Annotated in this window: 16 protein-coding genes; 6 read left to right on the top strand and 10 right to left on the bottom strand. The window is 72.6% G+C overall.

Going from position 1 to position 17,351, the window contains the following annotated elements:
* Positions 1-21 precede the first annotated feature (21 nt).
* Entirely contained in the window at positions 22-1,404 is a 1,383-nt protein-coding gene (locus tag ABD691_RS14770; protein ID WP_344680236.1) for an amidase, read from the top strand.
* On the opposite strand, the gene ABD691_RS14765 is transcribed toward ABD691_RS14770, so the two are convergent.
* Both ABD691_RS14765 and ABD691_RS14760 read right to left on the bottom strand, forming a co-directional pair.
* Complete coding sequence (locus ABD691_RS14765; RefSeq protein WP_344680235.1) at positions 1,405-2,070, bottom strand: phosphoribosyltransferase; 666 nt, start codon at positions 2,068-2,070, stop codon at positions 1,405-1,407.
* Between the two features lie 74 nt (positions 2,071-2,144).
* The gene (locus ABD691_RS14760; RefSeq protein WP_425565086.1) at positions 2,145-3,869 is read right to left on the bottom strand and encodes an ABC-ATPase domain-containing protein; all 1,725 of its coding nucleotides are present in this window, start codon (positions 3,867-3,869) and stop codon (positions 2,145-2,147) included.
* 195 nt (positions 3,870-4,064) lie between these two features.
* Between ABD691_RS14760 and ABD691_RS14755 the strand changes: the two genes are divergently transcribed.
* Positions 4,065-4,874, top strand: coding sequence for a lysozyme (locus ABD691_RS14755; RefSeq protein ID WP_344680234.1), 810 nt, complete (start codon positions 4,065-4,067; stop codon positions 4,872-4,874).
* Between the two features lie 54 nt (positions 4,875-4,928).
* On the opposite strand, the gene ABD691_RS14750 is transcribed toward ABD691_RS14755, so the two are convergent.
* A complete protein-coding gene (locus ABD691_RS14750; RefSeq protein WP_344680233.1) occupies positions 4,929-6,068 on the bottom strand; it encodes an LCP family protein in 1,140 nt (379 codons plus the stop codon).
* A gap of 198 nt (positions 6,069-6,266) precedes the next feature.
* On the bottom strand, positions 6,267-7,526 hold the full coding sequence (locus ABD691_RS14745; protein ID WP_344680232.1) for an aspartate aminotransferase family protein: 1,260 nt from the start codon (positions 7,524-7,526) through the stop codon (positions 6,267-6,269).
* A gap of 128 nt (positions 7,527-7,654) precedes the next feature.
* On the opposite strand from ABD691_RS14745, the gene ABD691_RS14740 reads away from it, so the two are divergent.
* Positions 7,655-9,136, top strand: coding sequence for an NAD-dependent succinate-semialdehyde dehydrogenase (locus ABD691_RS14740; RefSeq protein WP_344680230.1), 1,482 nt, complete (start codon positions 7,655-7,657; stop codon positions 9,134-9,136).
* A 58-nt stretch (positions 9,137-9,194) separates the two neighbouring features.
* Here ABD691_RS14740 and ABD691_RS14735 read toward each other — a convergent pair whose 3' ends face one another.
* The 4 genes from ABD691_RS14735 to ABD691_RS14720 all read right to left on the bottom strand — a co-directional run bounded on the left by ABD691_RS14735 (position 9,195) and on the right by ABD691_RS14720 (position 12,094).
* Positions 9,195-9,884, bottom strand: a complete 690-nt coding sequence (locus ABD691_RS14735) for a GntR family transcriptional regulator (protein ID WP_344680229.1) — start codon at positions 9,882-9,884, stop codon at positions 9,195-9,197.
* Between the two features lie 14 nt (positions 9,885-9,898).
* Positions 9,899-10,681 (bottom strand): maleate cis-trans isomerase family protein, encoded by a 783-nt coding sequence (locus ABD691_RS14730; protein ID WP_344680228.1) that lies wholly within the window; start codon positions 10,679-10,681, stop codon positions 9,899-9,901.
* 146 nt (positions 10,682-10,827) lie between these two features.
* Positions 10,828-11,586 (bottom strand): maleate cis-trans isomerase family protein, encoded by a 759-nt coding sequence (locus ABD691_RS14725; protein ID WP_344680227.1) that lies wholly within the window; start codon positions 11,584-11,586, stop codon positions 10,828-10,830.
* A gap of 13 nt (positions 11,587-11,599) precedes the next feature.
* Positions 11,600-12,094 carry a DUF3830 family protein gene (locus tag ABD691_RS14720; protein WP_344680226.1) on the bottom strand — a complete coding sequence of 165 codons (495 nt, stop codon included), beginning with the start codon at positions 12,092-12,094 and terminating at the stop codon, positions 11,600-11,602.
* Positions 12,095-12,333: 239 nt separating this feature from the next.
* On the opposite strand from ABD691_RS14720, the gene ABD691_RS14715 reads away from it, so the two are divergent.
* Together ABD691_RS14715 and ABD691_RS14710 are read left to right on the top strand one after the other, a co-directional pair.
* Positions 12,334-13,311, top strand: coding sequence for a D-2-hydroxyacid dehydrogenase (locus ABD691_RS14715; RefSeq protein WP_344680225.1), 978 nt, complete (start codon positions 12,334-12,336; stop codon positions 13,309-13,311).
* Positions 13,312-14,715, top strand: a complete 1,404-nt coding sequence (locus ABD691_RS14710) for an amidase (RefSeq protein WP_344680224.1) — start codon at positions 13,312-13,314, stop codon at positions 14,713-14,715.
* 16 nt (positions 14,716-14,731) lie between these two features.
* Here the strand turns inward: ABD691_RS14710 and ABD691_RS14705 are convergent, their stop codons facing one another.
* A complete protein-coding gene (locus ABD691_RS14705) occupies positions 14,732-15,721 on the bottom strand; it encodes a YeiH family protein (RefSeq protein WP_425565085.1) in 990 nt (329 codons plus the stop codon).
* Positions 15,722-15,847: 126 nt separating this feature from the next.
* Between ABD691_RS14705 and ABD691_RS14700 the strand changes: the two genes are divergently transcribed.
* Positions 15,848-16,747, top strand: coding sequence for a LysR family transcriptional regulator (locus tag ABD691_RS14700; protein ID WP_344680223.1), 900 nt, complete (start codon positions 15,848-15,850; stop codon positions 16,745-16,747).
* Here ABD691_RS14700 and ABD691_RS14695 read toward each other — a convergent pair whose 3' ends face one another.
* Positions 16,748-17,329 carry a TetR/AcrR family transcriptional regulator gene (locus ABD691_RS14695; RefSeq protein WP_344680222.1) on the bottom strand — a complete coding sequence of 194 codons (582 nt, stop codon included), beginning with the start codon at positions 17,327-17,329 and terminating at the stop codon, positions 16,748-16,750.
* Between the last annotated feature and the right edge of the window lie 22 nt (positions 17,330-17,351).

The raw sequence follows: 17,351 nt of genomic DNA, 5'->3' as shown, positions 1-17,351 counted from the left end.
AGATCCGTATCTTGCGGTGGCATGTGGAAAATGCGGGCCACCGAGGTGGCCTCCGCCGTCCGTTCGGGACGGATCAGCGCGGCCGAGGTCGTCGAGGCGCACCTGGAGCGCATCGCCGCGGTCAACCCGGCCGTCAACGCCGTGACCGCCCTGCTGGCCGGCAGCGCCCGGTCCGCGGCGGCCGATCTCGACCGGCGCCGCGCCGCGGGCGAGGAGCCGGGACCGCTGGCCGGGGTCGCGTTCACGGTCAAGGAGAACATCGACATCGCCGGAGTCCCCACCACCCACGGCGTGCCGCGGTTCCGCGACAACGTCGCCGACGCCGACGCGCCCCCGGTCGCCCGGCTGCGCGCGGCGGGCGCGATCCCCATCGGGCACACCAACATGCCGGACCTGACCATCGGCGGGTCCACCCGCAGCCAGCTGTTCGGCGAGACGGTCAACCCGTGGGGCACGATCCGCGATCCCGGCGCCACCAGCGGCGGCGACGGCGCCGCGGTCGCGGCGGGCATGGCCGCGATCGGCCTGGGCAACGACTCGGGCGGTTCGGTGCGGGGACCGGCGCTGTGCTGCGGGGTCACCGCGCTCAACCCGAGCTACGGGCGGTTCCCGATGGAGCACCGGGTCGGCGGCCGCGATCCGGCGCTGGCCTCGCAGCTGTTCCCCAAGGACGGGCCGATCGCCCGCAGCGTGGGCGACCTGCGGGCCGCGTTCGAGGTGTTGGCCGGAACGGATTCGCGTGATCCGCGCGCGGTCCCGGCCCCGCTGGACGGTCCCGCCCCGACCGGCCCGGTGCGGGTGGCGGTGACGGCCGATCCGGGCGGTCTCGGCGTCGACCCCCGCGTGCGGGCCGAGATCGAGCGGGCCGCCGGGGTGCTCTCGGATGCCGGGTACGCGGTGGAGGAACGCGACGTGCCCGCGCTGCCGGAGGCGCTGCACTGCTACGGCAAGCTGATCACCACCGAGTTCGGGTTGTCGTGGCCGCGGATCCGCCCGCTGCTGACCGACGACAGCGCCCGGCACATGGAGCTGAGCCTGCGCCGACAGCCCCCGGTGAGCCTGCCGGACTACGTCCGGGCCACCGCCGACCGGCACCGGATCACCAGCGACTGGCTGCGCTTCCTGGCCCACTACCCGCTGGTGCTGGGCCCGGTGTCCACCGAACCGCCCGGAGACGTCGACGGCCAACCCGATGAGGAGCAGTTCCTCCGCTTCGCGCTGGCGGCCCGGTTGTGCACGGTGACCTCGTTCGTCGGCGTCCCCGCGGTCGCGGTGCCCACCGGCGTGTCCGGCGGGGTGCCGATGGGGGTGCAGGTCATCGGCCGCCCGTTCCGCGAGGACCTGTGCCTGACCGCGGCCGGGGCGATCGAGGCCGCGCTGGGCACGTTGACCCCCGTGGGCTGATCACGACCCGACTTCGGCCAGGACGTCGAAGATCTCCTCGTCGCTGGTCGCGCGGAAGTTGCGGTACCACTGCCCCACCGCGGCGAACCCGACCGGTTGCAGCACGCAGACCACGACGTCGGCTTCCCGGCGCAGCGCGGCGACCGCGTCGGGTGCGCCGACGGGCACGGCCAGCACGATGCTGCGCGGGGACGCCTCGCGCAGCATCCGCACCGCCGCGCGGGCGGTGGCGCCGGTGGCCAGGCCGTCGTCGACGAGCACCGCGTCGCGTCCGGCCAGCGGCACGTCCTCACCGCGGCGGAACAGCTGCTCGCGGCGGCGGGCCTCGGCGCGTTCGCGGGCGCAGTCGGGTTCGAGGACCTGCTCGTCGACGTGGAAGGCCCGCAGCAGCCGCGGGTCGTAGCTGACGGGCCCGTCGGCGGTGACGGCGCCGAGGGCGAGTTCGGGCTGGCCGGGGGCGCCGATCTTGCGGGCCACCGCGACCCGCAGCGGCGCGCCGAGGGCGAGGGCGACCTCGGCTGCCACCGGCACCCCTCCCCTGGCCAGCCCGAACACCACGGGGTCGGTGAGGTCCAGGCCGGTGAGCTGCCGGGCCAGCAGGCGCCCGGCGTGCCTGCGGTCGTCGAATCCTTCCCTGGCCCGCTCGGGAAATCCGGTGCGCGACATCGTCGGCCTCCCTCCGCCGCGAAGGCGCGTGCGGGTGGCTCCCACTGGAGGTGATGCCCGCTGGGCCGGGTCGGTCAAACCCCGTTGTGGGCGGCGATGCGCAGGGTGCGCAGCCGGTTGAGGGCGGCGGCCAGTTCGAACCGGCGGGGCACCGCGAAGTCGCCGACGTAGTGGTCGTCGACGGCGGCCGGGCCGCGCCGGTCGACGCGGGCGGCGTAGGCGTCGAGGACCTCGGCCAGGCTGCGGGTGCCGTCGATCAGGCCCTCGCGCACGCAGGTCACCAGCGCCAGGCCGATGCCGGTGACCTGGGCGGCGTCGACGATCTGCTCGACGGCCCGCAGGTCCACTGTGGATTCGCCGAGGGTGAGGGCGTCGACGCCGCGGGCGCGGACGCGGGGCCGGTCGGTCTCCAGCGAGCGGGGGTCGGGCACGCGGTGGCGCACCGGCGGGAACTCGTCTGCCTCGGCGTGCCTGCCGGTGGGCCGGGCGGCCAGTTCCCGGGCGCGGCCGGTGACGTCGCGGGCGTGGTAGGCGTCCATCATCAGGACCCGGTCGGCGACGTCGATGTAGTCGCCGGAGCCGCCCATGACCAGCACGGTGGACACGCCGCGCTGGCGGTGCAGGGGCCGGACGAGGTCGACGAACGGGGTCAGCGGCTCGGCTTCCTTGGCCACCAGCGCCTGCATGCGCGCGTCGCGGATCATCAGGTTGGTCGCGGCGGTGTCCTCGTCGACCAGCAGCGCGCGGGCGCCCGCTTCGACGGCCTCGGCGATGGCGGCGGCCTGCGAGGTCGAGCCGGAGGCGTTGTCGGTGGAGAAGTCGCGGGTGTCGGCGCCGGTGGGCAGGTGGGAGACGAACGGGCTGACGTCGACCCGGTGCACCCGCCTGCCGTCCTCGGCGCGGATCTTGACGGTGTCGTCGCGGCAGACCACCAGTTCCCGCCCGTCGCCGGGCACGTGGTCGTAGATGCCGTCTTCCAGCGCCCGCAGCAGGGTGGACTTGCCGTGGAAACCGCCGCCGGCGATCAACGTGATCCCCTCCGGCACGCCCATTCCGGTGATCGTCCCACGATTGGGCAGTTCGATTTCGACGCGCAGTGATTCCGGGGAGTCGAACGGGACCGCGGTGGCCAGCGGCCGGTCGTCGACACCGCTGCGGCGCGGCAGGATCGCCCCGTCGGCGACGAAGGCGACCAGACCGCGGGGGTCCAGCGCGCGGCGCAGCGCGTCGGTGTCCTCGACGGAGTCGACGAACTCCTGGGCGCGCCGCTGGTCGGCGGTGGCGTAGCGCAGCGCGGCCTCGACGGCCTCGGGCAGGTCGTCGCACAGCGCGCGGGCGGCGGCGTGGCCGTCGATGGTGCGGCCCCGGCCGGGCAGGTCGATGCCCAGCCGCAGCACGACCGCACCGCCGGCGATCTGGCAGGCGCTGCGGTCGAGCACCTCCTGACCGCCGGCGTCGACGCGCAACCGGCTGTCGCGCAGCTGCCGGTGCACCGCGCGCAGCAGGAACCCGGCCAGGCCGCGGGCGCGCACCGGGTTGCGCCACAGCTGCTCGGGGAATCCCGCCACCCGCGGCTCCACCCGCACCTGGCAGCGGCTGGCCGGGGCGAAGGGGTCGGGCTGGACCCGCTGGACCTCCAGCTCGAAGGAGTCGAACGACCACGATCCGCGCAGCGACTTGTAGCGTCCGTAGCTGCTGCCGTGCATGGACCGCAGTTCGTCGCGCAGCCCTCGTTCGTCCCGTCGTCCCCCGGCCGGGCGAGGCCGGTCACCGCGGCGTGGTCCTGGTCGCTGTGCCATGCCCCGAGACCTACCCGACCCGGCGGCGATTCTCCAATCGGACATTCCCGGCGTGTGCCACAGTGGACGGACACGAGTCGCATGTGGACGGCGGGAAGCCCCGCGACGGGTTATTCTCCGCTGAGCGGAAGATTTCTCACTTTTACCTGTGCCGGTGGCCGTGCGCGCCCCGCCGACAGTGAGGAGGCCCCTGTGATGGCCGTTGTCCGAAGCTCCCGGTTCCCGCGACGGGGAATCATTCTCGCGGCGATCATCGTCGCGGTGACCGCGGCCGGAGCGCCTGCCGCGTCCGGTACCGCGCCCCGGCTGGATCCCGATGATCCGGCAGGCGCGTGGGCGGGCTACAGCATCGGTGCTCCCGCGCAGCGCAGCGCGCCGGTGCCCGCGGGAGGTGTGGCGGGCATGGACGTCAGCGGGCACCAGGGAGTGGTCGACTGGCCGCGGGCGTGGGCCGACGGCGCCCGGTTCGCCTACGTCAAAGCCACCGAGGGCACCGGGTTCCGCAACGACCACTTCGCCGCCCAGTACGAGGGCGCGCACGCGGTGGGCATGGTGCGGGGCGCCTACCACTTCGGGCTGCCCGACCGCTCCTCCGGCGCCCAGCAGGCGAACTTCTTCGTCGACCACGGCGGCGGCTGGTCGCCCGGGCTGCTGCCGGGCGCGCTCGACATCGAGCACAACCCCTACGGCGAGATCTGCTACGGCCTGCCGCCGGAGCGGATGTCGGCCTGGATCGCCGAGTTCAGCGACACCTACTTCGCGCGCACCGGCCGCCACCCCGCGATCTACACGACCACGGCGTGGTGGAACCGGTGCACGGGGGCCAATCCCACGTTCGGCGCGCGCAACCCGCTGTGGCTGGCCCGCTACGCGCCCGCGCCCGGGGAACTGCCCGCGGGCTGGGACTTCCAGACGATCTGGCAGTTCTCCAACCACGGGGTGCTGCCCGGGGACCAGAACACGTTCAACGGCGACCACCGCCAGCTGGCCAGCTTCGTGTCCTGACCCCGCACACGACGAAGGGGGACGCCGGCCGGGCGTCCCCCTTCACCACGTGCGCTACTTGTCGAGGATGTCGGGCGGGATCGGCTGGTCCTTGGCCAGGGCGTCGAACATCGCCGCGGCGCGTTCCTTGTCCCAGATGATCACCGACTGGCCGTTGGAGTCCTGCCCGAAGCGGCCGAACGGCACGGAGGTGGTCACGCCGTTGGGGCCGCTGAGATCACCCATGGCCAGGCCGAGCGAGGCCAGGTGCCAGAGGTGGTCGCCGGTGTTGACGGTGAACGTCTTCGACGCGCCCGAGGCCAGCGGGACCAGGCGGAACGGGTTGAACAGGGTGGCCGGGCCGGTGGCCTTGTCCACCAGCGCCCCCATCACCTTGCGCTGGTTGGCCGCCCGGCCGAGGTCGCCGTCGGCCAGCGCGTAGCGGGAGCGGACGAAGCCCAGCGCGTTCGGGCCGTCGAGCTCCTGGCAGCCCGCGGGCAGGTTGATGTGGGCCTTCGGGTCGTCGATCGGCTGGTCCAGGCACACGTCCACGCCGCCGACGGCGTCGACGAGGTCGGCGAACCCGCCGAAGCCGATCTCGGCGTAGTGGTCGATGTGCACGCCGCTGACCTCTTCGATGGTCTGGGTCAGCAGCGGCGCGCCGCCGTAGGAGAACGCGGCGTTGAGCTTGTCCCGGCCGTGCCCGGGGATCGGCACGTAGGAGTCGCGCGGCAGGCTGATCATGGAGACCTGGCCGCCGCTGTCGGGGACGTGGATGAGCATCATGCTGTCGGTGCGCTGCCCGGCGGCCTCACCGGTGCCCAGCTGCTCGCGCTGGGCGTCGTCGAGTCCCTCGCGGCTGTCGGAGCCCACCAGCAGCCAGTTCGTGCCGGGCGTGTCCTGGGAGGCGCGGCCCGGGTAGTCCAGCGCCTCGACCCGCTGCAGCGTGGAGTCGAAGTAGAACACCAGCCCGGCCAGCAGCAGCACGAGCACGAGCAGGGTGACCCCGACGCGGCGGCCCCACCGCTTCTTCTTGCGCTGGGGCGGGCGCGGGGGCAGTTCATCGCGCGGCGGCCCGGCGGGACCACGCCGCGGCGGCGGTCCGGGTGGCCTGGGAGCGGCCGACCGCTCACGACCGCTGCCGTAGTAGTCGTAGGCGCCGCCACTCTGCGGCCTCCGGCCCTTCGGCGGTGGGCCCGCCGACCAATCACTCATGACCTTCACACCTGCGGCAGTCGACTCACCGGCCCGCGCCGGGGCGGGCCGGTCTTTGGCGTGCAGCATTCCAGACGGCTGACTCGAAGGCACACACCGCTACCGAACAGTGATCAGTCATCACCCGTTCCGCGCGTACGGGTTGCACGGTCCGGTGGTGGCCGTTACACGCGGCGCGGCCACCACCGGTGTGGTGGTTCAGCCGGCGGCGACGGCGGCCTGCACGGCCTCCGCCCACAGCCGCACGCCCTCGTCGACCTGGGCGGAGTCGACCACCAGCGGCGGGATCATCCGCACGACGTTGCCGTGCGGGCCGCAGGTCAGCAGCAGCAGGCCGCGTTCGGCCGCGGCGGCGTGCGCGCGGGTGGCGGTGGCGGTGTCCGGGCGCCCGTCGGGGGTGGTGAACTCGTTGCCGATCATCAGGCCCAGGCCCCGCACGTCACCGATGACCGGGTGGTCGGCGGCGACCTTGCGCAGCCCCTCCTGCAGGCGCGCGCCCTGCTCGGCGGCGTTGGCCACGAGACCCTCGTCACGGACCACGTCCAGGGTCGCCAGCGCCGCGGCGGCGGCCACCGCGTTGCCGCCGTAGGTGCCGCCCTGCGAGCCCGGCCACGCCTGGCCCATCAGCTCGGCAGGCGCCGCGATCGCCGACAGCGGGAACCCGCTGGCCAGGCCCTTGGCGGTGATCAGGATGTCGGGTCGGATGCCGGCGTGGTCGTGGCCCCAGAACCTGCCGGTGCGCCCGACACCGGTCTGCACCTCGTCGACGATGAGCAGGATGCCGTGCTTGTCGGCGCGTTCGCGCAGCCCGGCGAGGAACTCCGGCGGCGCCGGGATGTAGCCGCCCTCGCCCAGGACCGGTTCGACGATGATCGCGGCGGTGTCGCGGGGCGAGCTGGTGGTGGCCAGCAGCTGGTCGAACTCGGCCAGGGCGAAGCGGGTCGCCTCGGCCTGGCTCCAGCCGTGCCGGTAGGCCTCGGGGAACGGTGTGAACACCACGCCCGGCATCAGCGGCCCGATGCCGGCGCGGACCTTGACCCCGGAGGTGGTCAGCGCCGCCGCGCCCATGGTGCGGCCGTGGAAGCCGCCCTGGAAGGCCACGATGTTCTGGCGGCCGGTGACGTGGCGGGCCAGCCGCACCGAGGCCTCGACGGCCTCGCTGCCGGAGTTGACGTAGAACAGCCGGTCCAGCCCCTCGGGCAGCACCTCGCCGAGGCGTTCGGTCAGGTCCAGCAGGGGCCGGTGCATGACGGTCGTGTACTGGCCGTGGATGAGGGTACCCACCTGTCGCTGGGCGGCTTCCACCACGCGCGGGTGGCAGTGGCCGGTGCTGGTGACCCCGATGCCTGCGGTGAAGTCGAGGTAGCGGCGGCCGTCCTCGTCGTAGAGGTGGACGCCTTCCCCTCGTGCGGCCAGCACGGGCGTCGCCTGCTTCAGCACCGGCGAGAGCTCAGCCATGATCGACTCCAAACGAATGGGGCGGAAAAGATCCAGTCTGACTGTAGGATTGTTGACAATCCCGTGTGACATGCAACCATCACCCAGCGTCGGTGTCCACCGTCGAGACAGAAGGGTCCGCCACTGCCATGACTCGCACCGTCGAAGCCCACCCCCGCGAGAACGCCGTCGTCGAAGCCGCACCCAAGCAGCTGCTGATCGGCGGCCAGTGGCGCCCGGCCAGCGGGGGCGGCACCTACGAGGTCGAGGACCCCTCGACCGGCCGGGCGCTGTGCTCGGTCGCCGACGCCTCCCCCGACGACGGCCTGGCCGCGCTGGCCGCGGCCAGCGCCGCGCAGAAGGAGTGGGGCGCGCACCCGCCGCGCGAGCGCGGGGAGATCCTGCGCCGCGCCTACGAGAAGATCATGCAGCGCCACGAGGACCTGTCGCTGCTGATGACCCTGGAGATGGGCAAACCGCTCACCGAGTCCCGCGCCGAGGTCACCTACGCCGCCGAGTTCTTCCGCTGGTTCGCCGAGGAGGCGGTGCGCATCGGCGGCGACTACGCGGTCGCCCCCAACGGCAAGGGCCGGTTCCTGGTGATGCGCCAGCCGGTGGGGCCCGCGCTGCTGATCACCCCGTGGAACTTCCCGATGGCCATGGGCACCCGCAAGATCGGCCCGGCCATCGCCGCGGGCTGCACCTCGGTGATCAAGCCCGCCCACCAGACGCCGCTGTCGATGCTGGCGCTGGCCGAGATCCTGATCGAGTCCGGCCTGCCCGACGGGGTGCTCAACGTGGTGACCTCGCAGCGCGCGGGCAGGCTGATGGAGCCGATGATCCGCGACGGCCGCGCCCGCAAGCTGTCGTTCACCGGATCCACCGCGGTCGGCCGCAAGCTCATCGAGCAGTCCGCCGAGCAGGTCCTCAACGTGTCCCTGGAGCTGGGCGGCAACGCCCCGTTCATCGTCTTCGACGACGCCGACCTCGACGCCGCCGTGGACGGGGCGATGCTGGCCAAGATGCGCAACATCGGCGAGGCGTGCACGGCGGCCAACCGCTTCTACGTCCACGCCGAGGTCGCCGACGAGTTCGGCCGCAGGCTGGCCGAGCGGATGGGCGGCCTGCGCATCGGCCGCGGCGTCACCGACGAGGTCGAGGTGGGCCCGCTGATCGACTCCGCCCAGCTGGGCAAGGTCACCGAGCTGGTCGCCGACGCCGTCGGCCAGGGCGCCGAGGTCGTCGTCGGCGGCTCCCGCGAGGACGGCGACGGCTACTTCTACCGGCCCACGGTGCTGACCGGGGTGCCGGCCACGGCGCGGATGAACTCCGAGGAGATCTTCGGCCCGGTCGCCCCGATCACCACCTTCACCGACGAGCAGCAGGTCGTCGACCTGGCCAACGACACCGAGTACGGCCTGGTCAGCTACCTGTTCACCCGCGACATGCAGCGGGCGCTGCGGGTGTCCGAGGCGCTGGAGGCCGGCATGATCGGCCTCAACCAGGGCATCGTGAGCAACCCGGCCGCCCCGTTCGGCGGCGTCAAGCACTCCGGGCTGGGCCGCGAGGGCGGCAAGGTCGGCATCGACGAGTTCCTGGAAACCAAGTACGTCGCCGTCGGCGGCCTGTGACAGCCGGGTTCGGCCCTCGGTCCGCTGCGGACCGAGGGCCGAACCGCGTGCGGCGCCGTCAGTGGGCCATCGAGCCGTTGAGACGTTCCAGCGCGTCGTTCATGTGCGCGCGCAGCCGTTCGAGCAGCACCTGCTCGTCACCGTCCTCGATCGCGTCGACGATGCCGCGGTGCTCGTCGAGCAGCGCCTGCGCGTCGGTGTGGTACTTGTCCTGCAACGCCGTCAGGCACATCCGCTTCTCCACCAGCAGCGTCTGGGCCATCCGCTGCAACCGCGGACTGCCCGACACCCGCACCAGGGTCTCGTGGAACTCCTGGTCGGCGTCGGCGAGCTCGATCGGGTCGCTCTTGGACACCGCGGCCACCATCCGGCTCTGCGCCGCGGTCAGCTCGGCCACCGCCTCCACCCTGTGGTGGCGCACGATCTGCTCGCAGGCCGCGCGCTCGACCGCCAGCCGCGCCAGGTAGATGTCGCGGACGTCGTCGGCGTCCAGCGAGGTGACGAACAGGCCGCGGTGCGGCTCGCTGCGCAGCAGCCCTTCGGCGACCAGCCGCTGCATGGCCTCCCGCAGCGGTCCCCGGCTCACGCCGAGGCGGGAGGCCAGCTCGGCCTCGCCCATCTGGCTGCCCGGCGCCAGCGAGCCGTACATGATCGCCGACCGCAGCTGGTCGGCCACGATCGCCGCGGTCGACTTGCGCTGCACCGGCTCTAACTCACCGGGCTGGTTCTGCTCGTCGAGTCCGAGCACGACACACCATCTCCTCAGTCCGGGGAACCACGGCGTTCCCCTCCTGCCTGCGTTCCGGCGGTGGCCGCGGCCTGCCGGAACAGCGTTCCCAATCCTTCGTGGACCGCGCGGTCCCCGGCCAGCCGCAGCCCTTCCCACGCGCTGACCTGGTTGGCCGTGAGCACCGGCTTGCCCAGCCTGGTCTCCAGCTCGTCGAGCCAGGCCACGCTGTGCAGGGCGGTGTCGGGCAGCAGCAGCGCCTCGGCGCGGTCGTCGTCGTTGGCCGCCGCGAACTCCAGCACCTCCTCGCGGCCGAGCGTGCCGACCTCCGCGGCGGTGATGATGCCGCGGCTGGACAGCCGCACGACCTCGATGCCCGCGGCGGCCAGGAACGCCACGAACGCCTCGGCCACGTCGGCCGGGTAGGTCGCGGCGACCGCCACCCGCCGCAGCCCGAGCCGGGACGCGGCGTGGACGAACGCGAACGAGGTGCTGGAGGTGGGCAGCCCGGTCACGGCCTGCAACGTCTCGACCTGGTCGCGGGCGCCCTGCCAGCCGAACACGAAGCTGCCGCTGGTGCAGGCCCAGATCACCGACTGCACCCCGTGCTCGAGCAGCTGCCGGGCACCGTCGGCCAGCAGGTCGGGCGAGCCGATGTCCAGCAGCGCGTCGACGCGGTGGGCGTCCTCGCGCATCAGCGTGTGCACCAGCGGCAGCCTGCGGCCACCGCCCAGCAGCCCTTCGAGGGTGGGGTAGTCGTCTTCGGCGCTGTATCCGGGGTAGAGAATTCCTGCGGTGTGCGACACCGGGGGCTCCATCCTTGTAGTCACCGGGCACGGACAACGGCACCGTGGGCGCGCCGGGCGCGGGCCGGGAAGGCACCGCGCGACCGGTCGATTGTTGACAATGTTACCGCACGGCGGTTGACGTCCCATTTTCCGGAAAGGTGTTCGTGACTCGATCGTCACGCGGCCGGTGCGTCGACCGCCCGCACCAGCCACTGCTCGGGAGCGACGGCCTGCAGGTCCATCGCCCGCAGCGCCGCCCAGATCGTGACCTGGTTGGCCGTGAGCACCGGCTTGCCCAGCTCGGCCTCCAGCGGCCCGATGATGTCGTAGGTGGGCAGGTTGGTGCAGCTGATGAACATCGCCTCGGCCTCGGGGCGGTCCGCCGAGCGCACGATGTCGATCACCTGCCGGTAGCCGACCTTCCAGATCTGCTCCTGCAACCCCAGCCCGACGCTGGTGACCACCTCGACGCCGTGGTCGTCGAGGAACCCGTGCAGCCGCTCGGTCACCGCCGCCACGTACGGCGTGGCCACCGCGACCCGGCCCGCCCCCAGCACCTCCAGGGCCTGCACCAGCGCGCCCGCGGTGGTCACCGCCGCGGGCGCACCGGCATCGGTCATCACCTCGACCAGGGCCCGCTCCCCGGTGGCGCCGTTGACGAAGCTGCCCGAGGTGCAGGCGTAGGCCACCACCTCCGGCTCGGGCACCAGCAGGTCGCGGGTGGCGCTGTGCACCGCGGCCTCGTCGCTGACCAGGTTGGCCATCTCCACGGTCACCGGCACCGGCACGAACGGGGTCCGCGTCAGGTACAGCGACACGTTGGCCGGCACCCAGCGCCACAGCTCGCGGTCCAGCGCGAGGTCGAACGGGACGATCAGCCCGACGCCGCGCTGCGGCTCCGGACCCAACACCGCCCCGAGGAAGTCAGGCGGCACCGGTGCCTCCTCGTCAACCCGCGTGGCGGTCGTAGACGAGGCGTTCCCCGACGCTGCCCGAACGCCACACGTCGTTGCACGCCTCGGCCATCCGGTCCAGGCCGTCGACGATCGTGGCGTAGACGTTGCCGGGCACCCAGCCGACGTCACCGTTGAGCAGCAGGTTGTTGCGGCCGTAGAAGATCGCCAGATCGATCACCCCCGGCAGCTCGTGGATGTTCTTCTCCTCCTTGAACTCGCGGTCGAGCATGCCGCCGTGGAAGGAGAAGTACACGACGTCGCCGGGGATCGGGGTGACGGTGGGGTTCTCCTGGCCGGGTTCCTCGGCCGCGAACCGCGGCACCATCGTGTAGATCTCGTTGCGCGCGTACTTGGCGTGGTGCACCGGGCCGGCCTGCGGAAGCGCCTGCCACACCGCCTCGCAGGTCAGCGGCGCGTCCTTGTCCAGCAATTCGGCCACACAGGACACGCCGCGCTTCTCCAGCGTGATCGACAGGTACCTGGGCATCGTGGATTCCGTTTCACGAGAGGGGCGTTCGTCAAACTGCGTTGATCGGCGGGACTCGACTCGCCACGGTTCCCGCCGACGCCGGTGCGGTCGGAATCGACCACGTCAGCCGAGAGTACCCGCGGATTGTTGACAATCCTACGAGTGGTTTCTAGCGTGTCAATGCCTGGCGCCGACGCTTGTCCGGACATCTGTGTTAAGGCGAAACCGCCCACGTTACGTCGCACCGAAGGCAGATCATGACCGCACAGCCCACCGTCGTCGTCCTCACCGACGGCACCCACCCCTCCTCCACGGCCGAGATCGAGCGGATCGCCCGGGTCCGCTACGCCACCGAGGACGACCTCGCCGACGCCCTGCCCGGCGCCGACGTGCTGTTCGTGTGGGCCTTCCGCTCCGACGCGCTGGCCGCGGCCTGGCCCGCCGCCGACTCCCTGCGCTGGGTCCACACCGCCAGCGCGGGCGTCGACCGGCTGCTGTTCCCGCAACTGCTGGACTCCCCGGTGGAGCTGACCAACTCCCGCGGCGTGTTCGACCGCCCCATGGCCGAATACGTCCTGGCCACCGTGCTCACCTTCGCCAAGGACCTGCACACCACCCTGCGCCACCAGGACCAGCGGCACTGGCAGCACCGCGAAACCGAGCGCATCCAGCACCGCACCGCCCTGGTCGTGGGCACCGGCCCCATCGGCCGCGCCATCGCCGCCCTGCTCACCGCGGCCGGGCTGCGCGTCAGCGGCATCGGCCGCGTCGCCCGCGACGACGACCCCGACTTCGGCACCGTGCACGCCTCCGACGAGATCGCCGACCACGTCGGTGACGCCGACTTCGTCGTGCTGGCCGCCCCGCTGACCGAGCAGACCAAAAACCTCGTCGACGCGCGAGTCCTGGCCCGCTGCAAACCCACCGCGCGGCTGATCAACGTCGGCCGCGGCGAACTGCTCGTCCAGGACGACCTGGTCACCGCCCTGCGCGCCGGGCACCTCGCCGGTGCGGCGCTGGACGTGTTCGAGACCGAACCGCTGCCGCCGTCCTCACCGCTGTGGGACATGCCCAACGTGCTGATCTCCCCGCACATGTCCGGGGACACCGTCGGCTGGACCGACGAACTCGTCGAGCTGTTCCTGCACAACCTCAGCGACTACGCCCACGGCGAGCCGCTGCGCAACGTCGTGGACAAACAACGGGGCTACGTCAGCGGAACGGAGCGCAACTAGATGGTCAACACCACCCGCACGGCAGCCGACCTCACCGCCACCGGCATGCTCGCCGCCTTCGCCACCGGCGAGCTGTCACCGGTCGAAGCCACCGAGGCCGTGCTGCGGCGCATCGAGGACGCCGACCCGAAGGTCAACGCCTACTGCCTGGTCGACGCCGACCGCGCGCTCGACGCGGCCCGCGCCTCCGAACAGCGCTGGCAGCGCGGCGAACCCGAAGGCGAGCTCGACGGTGTCCCGGCCTCGGTCAAGGACATCTTCCTCACCCGCCACTGGCCCACCCTGCGCGGCTCCCGCACGATCGACCCGCACCAGCAGTGGACCGTCGACGGCCCCACCGTGGCGCGCCTGCGCGAGCACAACGCCGTGCTCGTCGGCAAGACCACCACACCGGAACTGGCGTGGAAGGGCGTCACCGACAACCCGCTGACCGGCATCACCCGCAACCCGTGGAACCCCGAGCTCACCCCCGGCGGCTCCAGCGGCGGCGCCGCCGCGGCGGTCGCCCTGGGGATGGCGCCGCTGGCCATCGGCACCGACGGCGGCGGATCGGTGCGGATTCCGGCTGCCTTCTGCGGAATCGTCACCATCAAGCCGACCTACGGGCGCATCCCGCACTACCCCGCCAGCCCCTACGGCACCCTCGCCCACGCCGGGCCGATGACCACGACCGTCACCGAGACCGCGCTGATGATGGACGTGCTCTCCCAGCCCGACAGCCGCGACTGGTCGGCGCTGGAACCGCCCACCGCGTCGTTCCGCACCGGCCTCGACGACGGTATCCGGGGACTGCGCATCGCCTACAGCCCCGACCTCGGCTTCGCCACCGTCGACCCGCGGATCGCCGCCGCCACCGCCGAGGCCGCGCAGGTCTTCGCCGAACTCGGAGCCGAGGTCGAGACCACCGACCTGACGATCACCGACCCGGTCGAGGACTTCCACGTCCTGTGGTTCTCCGGCGCCGCCAAGTCCGTCGAACACCTCACCGCCGACCAGCGCGCCCTGCTCGACCCCGGACTCCACGACATCGTCCAGCAGGGCCTGACCTACTCGGCGCAGGACTACCTGGAAGCCACCAACACCCGCATGCTGCTCGGCCAGCGCATGGGCGCCTTCCACGAGACCTACGACCTGCTGCTGACCCCGACCGTGCCGATCCCGCCGTTCGAAGCGGGCCACGAAGTCCCGCCCGGCTCGGCCCACCAGCGCTGGACCGGCTGGACGCCGCTGACCTACCCGTTCAACATGACCCAGCAGCCCGCCGCCAGCGTCCCCTGCGGGTTCACCGCCGACGGGCTGCCGATCGGCCTGCAGATCATCGGCCCCCGCCACTCCGACGCCCGCGTCCTGCGCGCCGCCCGCGCCCTCGAACAGGCCCGCCCCTGGCCCCGGCCCAGCCTGTAGGCGTCCACAGTGGACGTCACACCAGGAGCATCCCGGCGAAAGCCACCCCGGTCACCAGCACCGTCGACAACGCCCCGAGCACGAAAGCCCGAGGCCCGGTCCGGACCAACGCACGCACCCGCACAGCACTGCCCAGAGCGAACAACGCCGCGGCCAGCAACACCGTCGTCACCTGCCGCGCCCCGTCCAGCACCGGCGCCGGCAGCACGCCCGCACTCCGCACCACCACCGCGGCCAGGAAACCGACCACGAACAACGGCAACACCGGCGGCCGCTTCCCCACCGCCACCTCGCGCCGCCGCAGCACGCTCACGACCGCGACCATCGGCGCGAGCAACACCACCCGCGACAGCTTGACCACCACCGCGACCGCGACCGCCGCCGCACCCATCGGCGACGCCGCGGCGACCACCTGCGCCACCTCGTGCACGCTGCCCCCGGCGATCCGCCCGAAGTCAACCTCCGACAACCCCAGCTCACCGCCGAGCACCGGAAGCAGCAGCATCGACGCGCTCCCGAACACCGTCACCAGCGCCACCCCGGTGGCCACGTCCTCGTCCTCGCGGTCAATCACGCTCTCCACCGCCGCGATCGCCGACGCACCACAGATCGAAAACCCCGCGGCCACCAGCACCGACAACCCCCGCGACACCCCCAGCCAACGCCCCAGCACCACCGTGCCCGCAAACGTCACCACCACGATCAGCACGACCACCACCACGGTGCCCACCCCCAGATCCAGCACCTGGCCCACCGCCAGCTGCAAACCCAGCAGCATCACCCCCAACCGCAACGACCGCCGCATCACCCACGCCAGCCCGGGACGCACCGAACCCGGCAGCACCGGCACGTTGCCGACCACCACCCCCAGCACCACCGCCAACGTCAGCGCGCTCACCGCGGGCACCAAGCCCGCGACCACCAACGACACCGCCGTACCAGCGACCGCCACCCACAACCCAGGCCACAGCGACGCCGCCGCCCGCCGATCCACTGTCCTGACCACGAGCCCAGCGTCGCCACCACACCCGCCACCCGGTAGCCGTCAACCGCGCAGGACGTCATAACCCCGCTGCATGCCCACAGCGCCACTTTCCCCGACCAACAGCACCACGGGGCCTATCCTCGACGCATGACCGCCCCCGACTCCGAATCCCTGCGCCTGCTCGTCCTCGTCGGCGAACTCGGCAGCATCGGAGCCGCCGCCGTCGAAATGCACGTCAGCCAGCCCTCGGCCAGCAAACGCCTCACCAGCCTCGAACGCCGCCTCGGACTCGAACTCGTCGAACGCACCCGCCAGGGCTGCACCCTCACCCCCGCCGGCGTCATCGTCACCGACTGGGCCCGCCAGGTCCTCGCCCACGTCGACGGCCTCATGAACGGCGTCCGCGCCCTGCGCGCCCAGCAGCAGTCCCACCTGCGCGTGGCCGCCAGCATGACCATCGCCGAATACCTCGCCCCCGGCTGGATCAGCCAACTGCGCCGCGCCTTCCCCGACACCCACCTCGAACTCGACGTCACCAACTCGGCCACCGTCACCGAAGCGGTCCGCCACGGCCACGCCGACCTCGGCTTCATCGAAACCCCCGGCACCCCCGAAGGCGTCTCCGCCCGCCACGTCACCCGCGACCGCATGGTCCTGGTCGTCCCGCCCGACCACCCCTGGGCCCGGCTCCGCCGCCCCCTGACCCCCGCCGAACTCGCTGCCACCCCGCTGATCGTCCGCGAACACGGCTCCGGCACCCGCGAAACCCTCTACCGCGCCCTGGCCGAAGCCGGCACCGACGCCGTCGCGCCCCTGCTGGAACTGCACTCCACCACCGCCGTGCGCAACTCCGTGGTCGCCGGCGCCGGACCCTCCGTGCTCAGCCTCCTCGCCGTCGGCACCGACCTCGCCGAACACCGCGTCGCGCAGGTCGAGGTCACCGGACTCGACCTGCGCCGCCCCCTGCACGCCGTCTGGCGCCCCGGCCTCCAGCTCACCGGCTCCGCCGCCGCGCTGCTGGCCATCGCCACCCGCAGCCCGCAGTGATCAGCCGCCGAACACCTCGGCCAGCCGCCCCTCCAACACCTCCGCCGCGCCCTCCGGCGACTCGTAACCGACCAGCACGTGCGCGGCCAATCCGTCCACCAGCGCCATCAGCGCCCGCGCCTCCCGGTCCGCGTCGAGATCACCCCGCGCCCGCCCCACCTCGGCCGCGACGAACCCCACGAACTCCGGGTACTGCTCCCGCAACCGCGTCGCCAACCCCGGCTCCACCGCCGCCCGCGTGAAGAACGCGAACCCGACGTGCGCCTCCAGATGCCGCGCCGCATCCAGCGGCAGCAGCTCCAGCAGCATCGCCCGCACCCGCCGCACCGGCGCGCAGTCACCCGGCAGCTCCGCCAACCGGGCACCGATGCGCTCGGCGACCCGCTCGCCGATGGTCTCCAGCGCGAAGCTCAGCATCTGGTCCTTGGTCCTGAAGTAGTGCTGGACCATGCCCACCGACACCCCGGCCTCGGTGGCGACGTGGCGCATGCTCACCGCGTCCATCCCCCGCTGCCGCGCCACCCGCCACAGGGCTTCGGCGATGAGCTTCCTGCGGGCTTGGTGATCGACCTGGCGCGGCACCCCGCCAGCGTATCAATACGAC

It is taken from the genome of Saccharopolyspora taberi (assembly GCF_039534165.1).
Classification (GTDB): Bacteria; Actinomycetota; Actinomycetes; order Mycobacteriales; family Pseudonocardiaceae; genus Saccharopolyspora_D; species Saccharopolyspora_D taberi.
Note: the sequence above shows the minus strand (reverse complement) of the source record. Positions and strands in the feature narration are given on the sequence as shown.

What these genes read in the sequence shown, in the direction of transcription:
- ABD691_RS14770 (WP_344680236.1), top strand. Translation starts at nt 22, where the DNA reads ATGTGGAAAATGCGGGCCACCGAGGTGGCCTCCGCCGTCCGTTCGGGA.
- ABD691_RS14740 (WP_344680230.1), top strand. Translation starts at nt 7,655, where the DNA reads ATGACTCGCACCGTCGAAGCCCACCCCCGCGAGAACGCCGTCGTCGAA.
- ABD691_RS14750 (WP_344680233.1), bottom strand. Translation starts at nt 6,068, where the DNA reads ATGAGTGATTGGTCGGCGGGCCCACCGCCGAAGGGCCGGAGGCCGCAG.
- ABD691_RS14745 (WP_344680232.1), bottom strand. Translation starts at nt 7,526, where the DNA reads ATGGCTGAGCTCTCGCCGGTGCTGAAGCAGGCGACGCCCGTGCTGGCC.
- ABD691_RS14765 (WP_344680235.1), bottom strand. Translation starts at nt 2,070, where the DNA reads ATGTCGCGCACCGGATTTCCCGAGCGGGCCAGGGAAGGATTCGACGAC.
- ABD691_RS14700 (WP_344680223.1), top strand. Translation starts at nt 15,848, where the DNA reads ATGACCGCCCCCGACTCCGAATCCCTGCGCCTGCTCGTCCTCGTCGGC.
- ABD691_RS14755 (WP_344680234.1), top strand. Translation starts at nt 4,065, where the DNA reads ATGGCCGTTGTCCGAAGCTCCCGGTTCCCGCGACGGGGAATCATTCTC.
- ABD691_RS14710 (WP_344680224.1), top strand. Translation starts at nt 13,312, where the DNA reads ATGGTCAACACCACCCGCACGGCAGCCGACCTCACCGCCACCGGCATG.
- ABD691_RS14715 (WP_344680225.1), top strand. Translation starts at nt 12,334, where the DNA reads ATGACCGCACAGCCCACCGTCGTCGTCCTCACCGACGGCACCCACCCC.
- ABD691_RS14730 (WP_344680228.1), bottom strand. Translation starts at nt 10,681, where the DNA reads ATGGAGCCCCCGGTGTCGCACACCGCAGGAATTCTCTACCCCGGATAC.
- ABD691_RS14760 (WP_425565086.1), bottom strand. Translation starts at nt 3,869, where the DNA reads ATGGCACAGCGACCAGGACCACGCCGCGGTGACCGGCCTCGCCCGGCC.
- ABD691_RS14720 (WP_344680226.1), bottom strand. Translation starts at nt 12,094, where the DNA reads ATGCCCAGGTACCTGTCGATCACGCTGGAGAAGCGCGGCGTGTCCTGT.